16 protein-coding genes are annotated in these 14141 nt (G+C 61.7%); 3 read left to right on the top strand and 13 right to left on the bottom strand.

From position 1 onward, the window contains the following. The 11 genes from BGO62_RS02865 to BGO62_RS02815 form a co-directional block, all read right to left on the bottom strand. A partial coding sequence (locus tag BGO62_RS02865) for an AcaB family transcriptional regulator (protein ID WP_296639114.1) occupies positions 1-463 on the bottom strand: 463 nt, incomplete at its 3' end. Positions 464-628: 165 nt separating this feature from the next. After that, positions 629-2035, bottom strand: coding sequence for a hypothetical protein (locus BGO62_RS02860; RefSeq protein WP_296639111.1), 1407 nt, complete (start codon positions 2033-2035; stop codon positions 629-631). A gap of 9 nt (positions 2036-2044) precedes the next feature. Beyond that, positions 2045-2485 carry a hypothetical protein gene (locus BGO62_RS02855; RefSeq protein ID WP_296639109.1) on the bottom strand — a complete coding sequence of 147 codons (441 nt, stop codon included), beginning with the start codon at positions 2483-2485 and terminating at the stop codon, positions 2045-2047. After that, positions 2472-3059, bottom strand: coding sequence for an STY4526/YPO1902 family pathogenicity island replication protein (locus BGO62_RS02850; RefSeq protein ID WP_296639107.1), 588 nt, complete (start codon positions 3057-3059; stop codon positions 2472-2474). The genes BGO62_RS02855 and BGO62_RS02850 overlap by 14 nt, the downstream gene beginning before the upstream one ends. After that, positions 3056-4714: a ParB family protein gene (locus BGO62_RS02845; RefSeq protein ID WP_296639105.1), complete on the bottom strand. Its 1659-nt coding sequence runs from the start codon at positions 4712-4714 to the stop codon at positions 3056-3058. Before BGO62_RS02845 ends, BGO62_RS02850 begins: the two co-directional genes overlap by 4 nt. Continuing rightward, entirely contained in the window at positions 4711-5571 is an 861-nt protein-coding gene (locus tag BGO62_RS02840; RefSeq protein WP_296639103.1) for a ParA family protein, read from the bottom strand. Before BGO62_RS02840 ends, BGO62_RS02845 begins: the two co-directional genes overlap by 4 nt. Before the next feature lie 224 nt (positions 5572-5795). Beyond that, positions 5796-6884, bottom strand: a complete 1089-nt coding sequence (locus tag BGO62_RS02835; protein ID WP_296639102.1) for an acetate kinase — start codon at positions 6882-6884, stop codon at positions 5796-5798. Beyond that, positions 6884-9244 carry a phosphoketolase family protein gene (locus tag BGO62_RS02830; RefSeq protein ID WP_296639100.1) on the bottom strand — a complete coding sequence of 787 codons (2361 nt, stop codon included), beginning with the start codon at positions 9242-9244 and terminating at the stop codon, positions 6884-6886. The genes BGO62_RS02835 and BGO62_RS02830 overlap by 1 nt, the downstream gene beginning before the upstream one ends. A gap of 122 nt (positions 9245-9366) precedes the next feature. Next, the gene (locus BGO62_RS02825) at positions 9367-9645 is read right to left on the bottom strand and encodes a YqjK family protein (RefSeq protein WP_296639098.1); all 279 of its coding nucleotides are present in this window, start codon (positions 9643-9645) and stop codon (positions 9367-9369) included. Continuing rightward, positions 9642-10034 carry a phage holin family protein gene (locus BGO62_RS02820; RefSeq protein ID WP_296639096.1) on the bottom strand — a complete coding sequence of 131 codons (393 nt, stop codon included), beginning with the start codon at positions 10032-10034 and terminating at the stop codon, positions 9642-9644. The genes BGO62_RS02825 and BGO62_RS02820 overlap by 4 nt, the downstream gene beginning before the upstream one ends. Before the next feature lie 10 nt (positions 10035-10044). Further along, on the bottom strand, positions 10045-10380 hold the full coding sequence (locus BGO62_RS02815) for a DUF883 family protein (protein WP_296639094.1): 336 nt from the start codon (positions 10378-10380) through the stop codon (positions 10045-10047). Positions 10381-10653: 273 nt separating this feature from the next. On the opposite strand from BGO62_RS02815, the gene BGO62_RS02810 reads away from it, so the two are divergent. Next, positions 10654-10995, top strand: coding sequence for a DUF2934 domain-containing protein (locus BGO62_RS02810; RefSeq protein ID WP_296639092.1), 342 nt, complete (start codon positions 10654-10656; stop codon positions 10993-10995). Positions 10996-11060: 65 nt separating this feature from the next. Here BGO62_RS02810 and BGO62_RS02805 read toward each other — a convergent pair whose 3' ends face one another. Next, entirely contained in the window at positions 11061-11231 is a 171-nt protein-coding gene (locus tag BGO62_RS02805; protein WP_296639090.1) for a hypothetical protein, read from the bottom strand. An 85-nt stretch (positions 11232-11316) separates the two neighbouring features. On the opposite strand from BGO62_RS02805, the gene prs reads away from it, so the two are divergent. Beyond that, positions 11317-12303 (top strand): ribose-phosphate diphosphokinase, encoded by a 987-nt coding sequence (prs, locus tag BGO62_RS02800; RefSeq protein ID WP_296639088.1) that lies wholly within the window; start codon positions 11317-11319, stop codon positions 12301-12303. 5 nt (positions 12304-12308) lie between these two features. Here the strand turns inward: prs and BGO62_RS02795 are convergent, their stop codons facing one another. Then, positions 12309-13343: a hypothetical protein gene (locus tag BGO62_RS02795; protein WP_296639087.1), complete on the bottom strand. Its 1035-nt coding sequence runs from the start codon at positions 13341-13343 to the stop codon at positions 12309-12311. A 157-nt stretch (positions 13344-13500) separates the two neighbouring features. On the opposite strand from BGO62_RS02795, the gene BGO62_RS02790 reads away from it, so the two are divergent. After that, positions 13501-14001, top strand: coding sequence for a hypothetical protein (locus BGO62_RS02790; protein ID WP_296639085.1), 501 nt, complete (start codon positions 13501-13503; stop codon positions 13999-14001). Positions 14002-14141: the final 140 nt, after the last annotated feature.

Raw genomic sequence — 14141 nt, 5'->3', positions numbered from 1 at the left:
CCTGCACCAGAATCCAGTCTGCATAGGGATTGTCATTGGCCGACAGATTCCAGATTGACCGGAGCACTGCTGCAACCTTCTTCCCGCTGGTGATTCCGTAGCCGCGCGGGCTTTCATCACGCGTCCTGCCGATAAACAGTCGGTAGGCCTCCTTGGTATGGATTGCCATCACATCAGTCTCATCAGCAACGAGGCTGCCGATTGCCTTCAGTGCACGTGCTTCATGATCGGGAACGATCGGGTCAGCGTATTGGCGTTGCTGGCGATTAGCCTGTTCCTGCCGCAGGCGCTCTTCCCTTTCGAGCAGATCCATAAAACGCTCCCAACGAGGATCTTTCTCGTACGGTTCATCTGCCTCGACTAAATCCTTCAGAGCATCTCGCTCTCCAGCAATGTCGTACCCATCCTCGAACGGCGAATCCGCCGAGGTCGGGAACTTGATTTTCGATTTCGGTGTTGCCATCAAAGTCTCCGTCTATAAGTCATCACTTCCTGCTGCGCCACCTTGCGGTTGCCTGTTTCGGTGATGGCACTACCATCACTCTCACTTCCTGCTGCGCCACCTTGCGGTTGCCTGTTTCGGTGATGGCACTACCATCACCCTCACTTCCTGTAGCCGTGGCTCTGGTCATTTCTTTCCCCAAATGGTCTGACGCAGTTCGGTCAGCTTGATCCGGGCAGAATCCCGGTTTGTCGCAAACTGTGTTTGTGGCTCAACGATCAGGCGCTTTCGCTGTTCCAGTATTTCCTGCCGGCGCTTTCGATCTGCTTCAACCCGATGGGCGTACTCAGCCTCAAATGTCCCGGCCTGTTGTCTGGTTTTCAGGGTTCGCAGGTAGCCGATCGCATTTTTGACGTGGCCGTCCTGCATCTGGCCTGCCAGCTCGTCGAGGATGAGTTGAGGATTGGGGCTGCCGTGCAGAATCTGCCGTGCGGTCTGTTTCTCGCCGGGAAGCAGCTTGTCCGGATAGATCAGGTTTTCCAGATCAGCAGTTGCTGGCGCAGTCCGGATGGTTTTGGGGAAATCGAATACGCCCACCCCCTCCAGGCTGCTATGGAGGGGGTGGTATGGAGTATTTATTTCCTTATTAGAGTGAGTTGCCGTTTCCGCAGAACTTGTTTCGCGGAAACGTGAACTGTTGATTTGCGGTTCCGGCAACTCTTGTTTCACGGTTCCGGCAACTCTTGTTACGCGTTTAGAGCAACTCTTGTTTGTCGGATCTCGACTATCTAGTTTGTTGGATTCCGACAAACTGTGGAATTCATTGGCTTCCAGGCAGATTTTGGCCGGCAGAGTTGTCAACATAATCCGTGACAACAACTGGGATTGCATCCGGCTTTCCCGCACCTCTTCCATCATGCCGGACTCGATCAGTTTGGCTCGGGCATTCATCAACATGCGACGGCCAAAATGGAGATGGATCAGTGATTGGCTGGTTGGGCTGCTGAACCAGCCTGCCTCGTCAACTTCGTTCCGGGATAATGTCTGCCGCAGCCGATTGAACAGGCTGGACATGTAGAGACCCGCCAGGGCGCTGTCCGCCGTCCACGCAAAAGGGGCGTAGAACATCACCGGTTTACCGAGCAGAGTTTTCAGCACCCGGTCTTCCCATGACCAGGGGCGGTAGGTGGTATTGGCATACTGGCACAGCTTCAAAGCCAGGCGGTCAAGATCGACCCTGAACCAGAGTTTGGCTGGCATGCCACGCCTTGATTCCTGCAAGATGCCGTCTTTTAACAGCACTTTGCGAGATGTTTCAATCTCCCGGACGCTCAATCCGGCGACCTGCTTCCATTCCTTCGATGTCTTCCAGAACCACCCTCCGCGATTGGGCTGCTTGTCCAAGACCACACGGGTCATGAACATGGCGTGTCCAAGCATCAGGGCGGCTTTGGGAGAACCCGTCAATTCGGCGAGGGAGGGGTAATACGCCACGTAGCGGTTACCAAGCGCCGACAGAAGGTCTTTCACCCCTTGGGCCAGGTTTTCGTTCACCCGGCTCGATTCTGCGGCTATGGCGTATGCGTGGGGCATCTTCTGGTCCTAGATGACCTGCCACCACTTGGCTTCTGCCTGATCCGACAGCAACTCAAGAATGCGATCAATTCGAATCTTGAACCAAAGCTCGGCCGGCAAGCCAGCCCGCCGTTCAATCAAAACATCCAGCTCACGCAAGATGCGGCGAGCCGTTTGCTGCTCGAAGCGGGTTAGCCCTGTTTCAGACTTCCATTGATCCCCGGTCTTTCTGAACCAGCCTTCCGCGTCTTTCGAAAGGCGTTCGGTCGTGTAGATCGCGTATGACAGGAACAGTGCTGCCACAGCGCTGCCTGTCAGACTCACATAGGCACGCTGGAACACGATTGGCTCGTCGAATATGTCCAGCAACATTGCTGGGCTGATCGTGTTGTAGACGGCCTGATCGTCTGTCGATGGATTCATTGGCAGACAGTCCGGAGGAGTGGCACGGCTTTTATTTCTGGCCATGGTGCTTCCTTGGGGGTTCGTTGAATTCATTGACGGTGGCGTACAGCCCGTCGAGGGAATAGTTGCTGAAAAACCCATGCAGAAGCATGAGTTTTTCGCGGAGAGTGGTGATCTCGGGGTATTCCTCATTCATCCCGAACCAGCATTGGTGGATCAGATCGCGGACACTTTCATCAGGTAGCGCGACACGGCCGATTTTGCGGTCATTCTTGAGGAGCTTGCGGTAGGTCTGGATGACACGCGGGTCGGTCGACGGGAACAATTGGTTCAGCATCGACTGGCTGGCGCCATTCTGGATGCAATACACCAAATGCTCGGTTTCCTGCTTGCGCCGAAACAGGGTTTCGATTCCGAGTTCGAAACCGCCCTCATCGATCGAGAAATGGATGTCGGGATGGCCTGATGAGGCCAGGTGCAGAATTTCATTAATGGCGAGACCTCGCAACCGATCCATGGACCGCGGACAAGCGCCCTTTTCCAGCAGGACGGCAAGGTCGCCACGCTCAAGCTGCTCGATCAAGTGCATCAGCAGCGAGGCTCTCAGCGTGTTGTCGGTGACGCGAACCATCATCATGATCGAGCCCCTCCACGAATGACCGAGAGCAACTCAAGGCACACGCCCGCAATAGGGTTGTCCGGGTTCAGCAGCCATGGAATCGGCAGAAACTCACCTTGGCCACCAATGTTGTGCTGTATGGCGAGTTCCAGGCCTCCCAGCGTTTCCTGGCTCCCCTCTTCCAGGATCAAGGTGCGCCACTCATTGGGCTCCTCAAGGCCAGACCGGCACACTTCCGTTTCGAACTGTCCGCTTGCCATCGCAAGCACCCACCAGGCAGCCTGGCGGCTCTGCGCGTTCTCTTTCAAATCAAGTGGGCCATCCTTGGGAAATCCCATGCAATACCCCATGGGCATGCCAGGTGAAGGCTCATAGCAGGAGCCGAGGCCGGCGGAGACAAGCACTTGCTGAATCAAGGTCATCAACCGGTCCGGCTCTCCTCTCTCAGCTGGGATCGGGGGGAAACTGACTGTGGAATGGGAAGCCGTTGAACTCACTCTTTGGCTGCGTTCACCGTGCTCTGTTGCGGTCGGCTTAGTCGGTGTGGTTATCCCAAGCAATCGTGGAGCAAGAGCAATGGACTGTGACGATTTCCCCGGTTCCTGGCCGACAGACTCTGGTGTGGGTTGAGTTTGGGGTTCGACCGGACGCTGGGGCTTGCATATCCGCTGCAAACCTTCCAGCGTCATGTCAGGGAAGCGCTCCATGGCGGTGAGAAACTTGCCCATGTCCCGTTCAGTCAATTCCAGCCGGGCAGACAAGCCGGCCTCGCATCGACCAAGAAACAAGTCAGCGGTAAACGCATGGCTATCTTCCAGAACCATGCCGGCTATGGTCTTTGCGGTTGGCGTGACCACCTCGGCGTAGAAAGCGCTTTCCTCGATGTCGTGATGATTAGCCAGCTTCAACAACAGGTTCAGGCGAGGCTGGATGGCTCGCACGGCTAAACCGGAAAGCCACGGGCCGACATCGGCAATTTTTTCGACTGCGAATCGGTACATGCTGAGTGTTCGCAGATCAGTCTGGAGGCCGAATTTCTTGATTTCGGCTTCAAACTCCCGGTGTGAGAGTGTTTTACCGCCCTCCTCTTCCATCTGCCGCTTTATTTCCAGCGTCCCGTTGGCACGATCCCAGAAGGTCATGTCGTTGCGCTGGGTGTTTTCGGCCATGTGGGCCAGCAGAACGGAAGCCTCGCCGCGCCAGGCTTTGATGATGACGCGGGTTTCGCGAAACTTCGGTTCTGCGGTTTCTTCCCACAACTCCCGGATGGCTTGCAGGCGGGTATTGCCACCCGCGTACAAGATGTAATGGGTTTCTCCCGGCCGCTTGGTGACGGTCAAGGGTTGGAGGATTCCGTTGACCCGGATGCTCTCCTTCAGCTCAGCGTAGGCTTCGTTGTTCGCCTTGCGGGGATTACGCTCATAGAAGTGGACGGTGGTTACGGGAAGACTCGCCCACGAATCATCCACTTCAGTGTCATGCTTGAGGCCGCTCCCGCTGTTTGGCGCCGGCACGTTCAGGCTGTTGGACACCTCCAGTTTCAGGCGCTCCCGTACGGTCCGCTTTTCCGAATCGGACTTTGGGGTAAACCCATGCTTGGCAGCCAAGTCCACCATCTTGATCGAACTCGGGATGTTCATGAGTGGGGGCTTTTTCTTTCCGCCCGCCATCATGCTTCAGCTCCGTCACGGCCTATGTCTTGTGCTGCCTCCGATCCGGCGTAATGACCTGCGAGGCTCGGCACCAACTCCCAGAGGAGAGCGTGCATGGTTTCATAGGCAGATGGCATCGTGCCCTTGCGCGACGGTTCATGCCGGTGCGCAGGGATGCACAGGGTGGCCGATTCCTTGTAGGACTTAGCATCAGGAACTACCGTATCGAGGACCGTGACCCGTCCGCCAAGCTTGATAAAGTCCTGTCTGATCGACTCCGCGATAATTCTCGCGTCGGCAGTCCGGTCCTGCATCGAAATGACTGCTTTGACCGGCCCTACCCTGTATTTCGAGTTTGGTGAGGGCTCAAGCCGCGCCAGCAGTTCCATCGTGCCCGTTTTGAACTCACGAGCTGACAGAATTTCCGGCTTGATTGGAGAAATGATCTGCGTGGCAGCGAGTGCGGCGGTGTCCTGCAGTGGGCCTACGGTTCCCTGTGTGTCGATTAAGACGCAGTCGTAATAGTCTTCGGATACTGCGGGGGAATTCAGGGCATTGCCAAGGCGCTCGCCTCGATCAATACGATGCAGGAGCCAGGTTTGGAGACTGCCATCTGGATCATCCGACCGGATTACATCGAGCCCATCGATTACCGTCTGAGAGATGCAATCCTCTGTGACATACCCGGTGGTAATGACTTTTGTGAGCCCAAACGGAGCTTCGCGTTTTATACGGTAATATTTCGAGAGCGCTGGCTGCACATCGGCGTCGACAAGCAGAACTCTCAGCCCCATGTCCGCCATGAGTGCGCCAAGATTTGCTGCCAAAGTCGTCTTGCCGACCCCGCCCTTCGTACTCAGTACAGTGAACTTGATCATATCCCTCCCTAGGTTTAACGAGGGACATGGAGACAACCAGTCTGAATGCTGCGGAACCCGCAGCAGGCTTGAGTTTCGCGTTACTCAATAGAGTGCTATATCAGGACTTGCTAATATACATTATGCGAAGTCGACAAGGCCAAGAGGCAATCCGTTCCGCCTCGGAAACCCGCATTCCTTCGTCGGTAAAACCGCCATTTTTCCGGCACGTCACTGGCGGTGTTTCAATCATGGTCAGCGTTTCCTTCACCCAATATCTCCAGAACCAGGCCGCGGATCATGCTTTCCTCGTCGGCTGGGATGCGCAGCACCGGCTTCGACGTCCGCTCGTTGAGCCAGGTGTCGTTGCGCAGGTTGGCTTCGTGGTCGAGGCGAAACCCCATGAAACCCAGGGGCTCGCAGACTGCGGCGCGAACCTGCGCAGCGTGTTCGCCGATGCCGCCACTGAATGCCAGCGCATCGATGCCTCCCGCCTTGGCCGCATAGGCGCCGATGGCGGCGCGCACCTGTCTGCTGAAATAATCCACCGCAAAGCGGGCGGCAGCTGTGGCGCTGGCCAGCAGTCGGGCCATGTCGCTGCTTTCGCCGTCCGACAGGGCGAGCAGTCCCATGCGGCGGTAGACCAGATCGGTCAGTTTGCCATCGTCGAGGCGCCGGGCCAGTTCCAGCATCACGCCGGGGTCGAGATCGCCGCTGCGCGTGCCCATGGGGATGCCGCCCGCCGGGGTGTAGCCCATGCTGGTATCCACGGACTGAAGGTTTTCCAGCAGACACAGGCTGGCCCCGTTGCCGAGATGCGCCACCACCACTCGGCCGCAGGCGGCATCGCCGAGCAGCCGCGGTAACTGGCGCGCGACATGGGCGTAATTGAGCCCGTGAAAGCCATAGCGGTGCAGGCCGAGCGATTGCGGGATCGGCAGGCGCCGGGCTGACTCAGGCAGGGTGACGTGAAAAGCGGTGTCGAAGCAGGCGATTTGCGGCACGTCGAAGCTTTCCCGGCACAAGTCCACGCCCAGCAGGTTGCCGGGCAGATGCAGCGGCGCGAGCGCGACGACGGATTCCAGGCGCGTTCGCTCGGCGCCGTCGATCAGGCGGGCCGCTTCGGTGATTTCGCCGCCGTGTACCAGGCGATGGCCCACCGCCGCGGGCGTCTCCGCGCCCAGCTCGCGCATCAGGGTGGCGAACGCGGCGCGGTGATCGGGCAAGCGGCCCTGGCCGATATGCTCGAAACGGAAATTCCGCCTGCCGCCGCCCGCCGTGAACAGGCTGGCCTTGAGCGAGGACGAGCCGCTGTTGATGACGAGGATGGACATCAATAAGGCCACTGCCAGTTGCGGATCTCCGGCATGTCTTCCCCGTAGCGCTCGATGTATTGCTTGTGCTCGACCAGGCGGTCGCGCATGGCCTGCCTGACATGGGCGGCACGGGCCTGCATCTTCGGCACCCGGTGCATCACGTCCGCGACCAGGTGAAAGCGATCCAGGTCGTTCAGCACCACCATGTCGAAAGGCGTGGTGGTGGTGCCCTCCTCCTTGTAGCCGCGCACGTGCAGGTTGTCGTGGTTGGTGCGCCGGTAGGCAAGACGGTGGATCAGCCAGGGATAACCGTGATAGGCAAAGATGATGGGTTTGTCGGTGGTGAACAGGGCGTCGAAGTCCCGGTCCGGCAGGCCGTGCGGATGCTCTTCTTTCGGCTGCAGGGTCATCAGGTCCACCACATTGACCACGCGGACCTTCAATTCAGGGGCGAGCCGGCGCAGCAGGTCGACCGCAGCCAGGGTTTCCAGCGTCGGCACATCGCCGCAGCAGGCCATCACCACATCAGGCTCCCCGCCCTCGTCGCTGCCCGCCCATTCCCAGATGCCGATGCCGCTGCTGCAGTGCTTCACCGCCGCCTCCATCGTCAGCCACTGCGGCGCCGGCTGCTTGCCGGCGACAATCACGTTGATGTCGTTGCGGCTTCTCAGGCAATGGTCGGCCACCGACAGCAGGGTGTTGGCGTCGGGCGGCAGATAGACGCGGATGATGTCCGCCTTCTTGTTCACCACGTGGTCGATGAAGCCGGGGTCCTGATGGGAAAAGCCGTTGTGGTCCTGGCGCCAGACGTGCGAGGTGAGCAGGTAGTTGAGCGAGGCGATCGGCCGCCGCCAGGGGATTTCCGTGCGGGTGACCTTGAGCCACTTGGCGTGCTGGTTGAACATGGAATCCACGATGTGGATGAAGGCTTCGTAGCAGGAAAAGAAACCGTGCCGCCCTGTCAGCAGATAGCCTTCGAGCCAGCCCTGGCAGATGTGCTCGGAAAGAATCTCCATGACCCGTCCGTCCGCCGCGAGATGGTCGTCGAAGTCGTAGCGCTCCGCCATCCAGGTGCGGTCGGTGACCTCGAACAGGGCATCGAGGCGGTTGGACGCGGTTTCGTCCGGGCCAAAGACGCGGAAGGTGTCCATGTTGCCGGCCATCACGTCGCGCAGAAAGCCCCCCAGAACGCGCGTGGCCTCGGCCTCGGCGTGGCCCGGCCGATCCACCGTCACCGCGTAATTGCGGAAATCCGGCAGGCGCAATTCGCGCAACAGGAGGCCGCCGTTGGCGTGCGGGCTCGCCCCCATGCGGCGCTCCCCTGTGGGCGCCAGCGCCGCCAGCTGCGGAATCGGGGCACCCTGCGCGTCGAACAGCTCGTCCGGGCGGTAGCTTTGCATCCAGGATTCCAGCAATTTCACGTGTTCGGGCTTGCTCGCCAGCTCGGACAGCGGAACCTGATGCGAACGCCAGTACCCCTCGGTTTTCAGCCCATCCACCTCCCTCGGCCCGGTCCAGCCTTTGGGGGTGCGCAGGATGATCATGGGCCAGCGCGGCCGCGTCATGTCGCCCTCCTCCCTCGCCCGGCGCTGGATCTCCCTGATTTCGGCCAGCACCGTGTCGAGCGTGGCGGCCATTTTCTGATGCATGGCTTCGGGGTCGTCGCCCTCGACGAAATAAGGCGTGTGGCCATAACCAACAAACAGTTTTTCCAGCTCGTCATGGCTGATGCGCGCCAGCACTGCCGGATTGGCGATCTTGTAGCCGTTGAGATGCAGAATGGGCAGCACCGCGCCATCGGTTCCCGGGTTGAGGAATTTGTTGGAATGCCAGGCCGCCGCGAGCGGCCCGGTTTCCGCCTCGCCGTCGCCCACAACGCAGCAGGCGATCAGGTCGGGATTGTCGAATACCGCACCGTAGGCGTGAGACACGGCATAGCCCAGCTCCCCGCCTTCGTGGATCGATCCCGGCGTTTCCGGCGCAACGTGACTGGGAATGCCGCCGGGAAAGGAAAACTGCCGGAACAGACGTCCCATCCCTGCCGCATCCCGGGAAATGTTGGGATAAAACTCGCTGTAGCTGCCTTCCAGCCAAGTGTTGGCCACCATTGCCGGCCCGCCGTGGCCGGGGCCGGCAATGCAGATCATGTTCAGGTCGTCGCGCCGGATGACCCGGTTCATGTGCGCATAGATGAAGTTGAGGCCGGGCGTGGTGCCCCAATGGCCCAGCAGGCGCGGCTTGATGTGTTCCAGGGTGAGCGGCTGTTTCAGCAGCGGATTGTCGAGCAGGTAGATCTGTCCGACGGAAAGGTAGTTGGCGGCGCGCCAGTAGGCATGGAGTTGCCCCAGCGCTTCGGCGGAAAGCGGATTCGCTTGCATCGTGTGCTCCTTCACGCGCTGGATAGGGCCGGGAAACTGCCTGCAAACCGCTTAAAACGAAAAAACAGGCTGCGTGGCCGCCTCATCGAGCGAGCGGGTGTCCGAGCCGGCTTGTCCACTGTTCAACGCCCGAGCAACTTGCGCCCGAACTGCCACGTGCCCCAGACGAGGCCGATCGCGCGGCCCAGGCGTTTCGGACGCAACGCCGCGATCGTGAGCGTGGCGCCCACCAGCAAGGCGGGGTGGCGCCCGAGGCAACGCAGTGCGGCCACGCCCTGGTCCGCCAACGCCAGCGGCGCGCGCCAAGGCGCCAGGTTTTGCGCCAGCGCCGCACGCTGAGCGGCAGCCTGCGCCACCAGGCGTTCGCGGCGCTCGGCCAGCCGGGTTGATTTTCCGTTCATGAGGGATGGCCCAACTGCTGTCGGTCCTTGGACAATTCAGCCAGGCTTGCGGCGAACAATTTCGGTTTGGTTTTCAGCTTGTGCCGTGCAACGCCGAATGCCGCCGCGCCGCCTACCAGGAAAGCTCCGCCAAGCCCGCCCAAGGCCAGAAGCCGGTGGCTATCCCAGAATGCGGCCGCAATCAGGATCGCCAGCAGCAGTACGCCCACGCCCAGACAGAACAGCGCGACCAGCATCATCGCCAGCACGGACATCAGCCGCGCCCGCTCCTCCTCCAGATCCAGGGACAGCAGATCGAGCCGGGTATGGACAATGGCGATCAGGCTGGCGGCGAGTCCTTTCAGCGAGTCGAACAGTCCTTTGCTTCCCTCCGGCGCTGCTTCGCTCATGACCGGTCGGCTAGCGGCGGCCCATGAGGAAACCGATCAGCAGCCCGAGCCCCGCCGAGATGCCGATCGATTTCCAGGGATTCTCGTGGACATAGACGTCGGTCGCCTTGGCTGCCGCCTTGGCCCGCACCAGCAGCGCCGCTTCGGCATCGGCCATCCTGGACTTCGCCGCGGCGAGCGACGCTTCCGCTTTGGCGCGCACCGTTGCCAGTGCCTCGCCGCCCTGGTTGGCCGTGGCCTTGATCAGCGCCTCCGCATCCGACATCACCGTCTTGAAATCGGCAATCAACTGTTCTTTGGCCACGTCGGGAGAATCGGTTTCGCCCACCGCATTTCGAGTGCTCATTGTTATTTCTCCTTAAGACGTTGATGCGCTGCCCTTGAATGCAAGACGGCTTGCGCCTCTTTTCTGTATAGATCAACACAGCCGCCGCGTCTGAAACTGCGAACGGCCATGCATCCAGGGCCCCGCCGGCAGGCTTGGCGCGCAGCCTCCGTACGCCGGCCAGACGATTGCTATATTGAGAGGCGGGCTAGAAATATGTAGACAGGCCCGAGCATCGAGAATGCAACCCGCTGCGGAGGAACCGAAATGGCTGGAAAGACAAGTACGCCTGCGATGCAGCAAGGCCGCCCTGACACGGCGCGGCGGCGCAATCCCGAACCCGAGGAACGCCTGAACATGATTCGCGAGGCCGCCTATTACCGGTTTATGCGGCGTGGCTATGCCCATGGCTTCGATCTTGAAGACTGGCTTGCCGCCGAGGCGGAGCTGTTTGCAGGGCATCCCGAGCCAGGCGCGACCGCTACCGCCGCGCCGCCCGAATCCGCAATGCAGCAGCGCAGCACCCATAGCCCGAGGGAAGACGAGGCGCTGAAGCGGATCATCAAGAAGCACCCGCAGCGGGACATCCCGCAGATTGAAGGCATCGATCCGCAGGAAGCGCCGCTGCGGGAATGAGAGCGGCGCCCGCCCCTGCGGACGCGCGCCGAGCGGCGCCTCCGGCGCTTCGGGATCGAGGCGCGTTAATGCAGTTCTTCATCCTGATCGTGATGGAAGACCAGTTCCCCCAACTCGACCCCGACCGGCGTGCCCACTGGCTTGCCGTGCACATCCACCGCCTGAAACAGCCAGCGTCCATCCGACAGCCAGCAGTAGCCGAACTGCTCCTGGTAAAAACATTCCTTGGGTTCCATGCTGCCTGCCTTTCTGCCGGGCCGTCGTTCTTTTTGAGTCTGGCATATTATGAAAACGATGCCAGCACCCGGAGGAGCCCGCCCGATGGCCAGCGAAGCGCCCTGCCTGTTCGCGCTTGACGCCAGCCGCCCCTACGGCGAACGGGTGGCCGCCGCGCTCGGCGTGGCGCTTGCCCGTCACGAAGAACGCGAATTCGAGGACGGCGAGCACAAGGCGCGGCCGCTGGAAAGCGTGCGCGGCCGCGACGCCTACGTGATCCATTCGCTCTACGGCGAACCGGGCATGAGCGCCAACGACAAGCTGGTCCGCCTGCTGTTCTTCATCGGCGCCTTGAAGGATGCCTCGGCCGCCCGCGTCACCGCCGTCTGCCCCTATCTCGCCTATTCCCGCAAGGACCGCCGGACCAAGCCGCGCGACCCGGTCGGCAGCCGTTATGTCGCCCAGCTGTTCGAGGCGGTGGGATGCGACCGCATGGTGACGCTCGACGTGCACAACCTGGCCGCCTACCAGAATGCCTTCCGCATCCCGGCCGAGCATCTCGAAGCGCGCGGCCTGTTCATCGCCTGGTTCGCGGCCCGGCTGCAGGACCAGCCCGTCGTGGTGGTGTCGCCGGACGCCGGCGGTGCCAAGCGGGCGGATGCCTTTCGCGATTCGCTCGCCCGTGCCCTTGGCCGCCCCGTCGGTTCCGCCTTCATGGAGAAGCGCCGCAGCGAGGGCGCGGTGTCCGGCGAAGCGGTGGTGGGCGAAGTCGGCGGCATGACCTCCCTCATCGTCGACGACCTCATCGGCAGCGGCACCACCCTCGCGCGCGCGGCCGCCGCCTGCAAAGCGCTGGGGGCGGCGCGGGTGTTGGCCGCCGCCAGCCACGGCCTCTTCATCGGCACGGCAGCCAGCGTGCTGGCCGGCCCGGCGCTGGAAAAGGTGCTGATCACCGACTCGGTGGCGCCCTTCCGGCTGCCGCCAGCGCTGCGGGGAAACCGGGTGGAGGTGATGGAGACGGCCGCCCTGTTCGCCGAGGCCATCCGCCGCCTGAACGCCGGCGGTTCGCTGGTCGAACTGCTGCCATCCTGAGCCGCTCAGCTTGCCGCGGCAGCGGCATGCCGCAGCGCCAGTTCGAGATAGCCGCTGGCCGTTGCGGTCCATTTGCCGGGCGGATGCCTGCCGTCGTCCCGCAGGTGCCACAGGGCGAGCTTGGCGCGCAGGACGGCCCGGCAACACTGATAGAAATGCAGCAGGGAAACCGGCGCCACATCGCCACTCGCCAGCTGATAGCTTTGCAGCAGCCAGCGCCCCACCTGCGGGGCGTGCAGCCGTTCGCATTCCAGCGCCAGGTAGCCCAGCTCATCAAGCGGATCGAGGATGCGGAATTCGCGGTTGAATTCCAGGCAATCGATGACGACCGGCTCCGGCAGCAGGCACACGTGCTCCGGCCGCAGGTCGCCGTGGCCCTCGACGATGCGGCCCTGCCGCACGCGGCGCTCGAACCAGTCCGCACGCTCATGCAGAAAGCCGAGCTGGAAACGGGAAAGGCGTTCCGTCGTCGCCCGGGGCAGGCCGAATTCCGGGCGGGCAAGCTCGCGCCGGTTGTCTTCGATCCCTCCGGCCAGGCTATGCCGATAGGCGGCCGGCGCGATGGCCTCCGCAACCGCTGCAGCGTAGAAACGGGCAAGCCGGCAAGCCAGCCGGTCGATCTCCGCGCGGGTGACCGTCCCGCTCGACAGCAGCTGATCGAGCATGCGATCCGCCGGCAGCCGCCGCATCTGCACCAGCCAGTCCACCGGCTTCCCTGCCCCGCCCAGCTGCAGGCACCCTGCCGCATCGAGCGCCAGCGGCACCACGCCCAGGTAGATCCCGGGTGCCAGGCGGCGATTGAGCCGCACTTCCTCATCGCAATCCAGGTGCCGTGCCTCGATCGAACCGAAGTCGAGATAGGCATAGCGCACCGGCTTCTTCAGCTTGTAGGCACAGGTATCGGTGAGGAAGACCCAGGACATATGGGTTTCCACCGCATCCACCCGCGAGGTCGCCTCCGCGTAGGCGCCCGGCTGCCGGAGGAAATCAAGCTTGGCCGCAAGCGTGACTGCCTGCGCCCACGGATCGGAGACGTGCATGGTATGGCCTGTGCCCATCGATATCCGTCGGGTTCCATCGCGCGATGCGGCAATGTCCGGCGCGAGACCCGAAAACCTTCTGCTATACCTTGATATAGGCAGTGAGGTTGAAGAATTCACGATCCGCCCCTGTGGCCCCGGAGATGCAGGAAAAGCCATGACCCGAAATTCCATCGATGTTGCCAGTCGCGTCAGCCCGCATCTATCGGCACTGCTCAGGAGCCGGATCAACAACCCGGAGTGCGAACAGCCCGTCACGCTGATCGCGGTACGCCGCTTTCTCGGCGACCTGCTGCCCGCCGATTTCAGCGAGGCCGAACGGATGCATCGCTTCGACATCGGCGAATCACTGCTCGACGAACTGGACGCGCTCATCGAGGAGTTCGGGGCAAGCGCGCTGGCTGTCGATTTCACGCAGGCCGCCGCCAGCGAATCGCTCTCGCGCGCGATCGAGGCGGTGATCAACGACGAGAACCGCGAAAACCCGCCCACGCTTGCGACGATCCGCGATGCCATCCTGGCCGGGCTGGGCGCCAGGATGGTGGGGGACGGCGTGCTGGAAGACGACGAGGGCGACACGCTGCTGGCGGAAATCGAGGCGCTGATCGAGCAGTTTGGCGCCGACACCCTGGCTGAAGACTTTCTGCGCTACGAATAGCCTGCCCAGGAACGGGGGGAAACCGGCATGTGGAATAAGCGGCGATCGAGGCGTGTTCTGGCGGGGGTGCTGGTGGGGCTGGGCGGCGTGCTGATGGCGCTCGCGCCCGAAATATGGGCCGGCCTGCTGGTGCTGGCCCT

Source organism: Thiobacillus sp. 65-1402 (assembly GCF_001897685.1).
Classification (GTDB): domain Bacteria; phylum Pseudomonadota; class Gammaproteobacteria; order Burkholderiales; family Thiobacillaceae; genus Thiobacillus.
The sequence above is the reverse complement of the archived record's forward strand: the minus strand, read 5'-3'. Positions and strand labels throughout refer to the sequence as shown.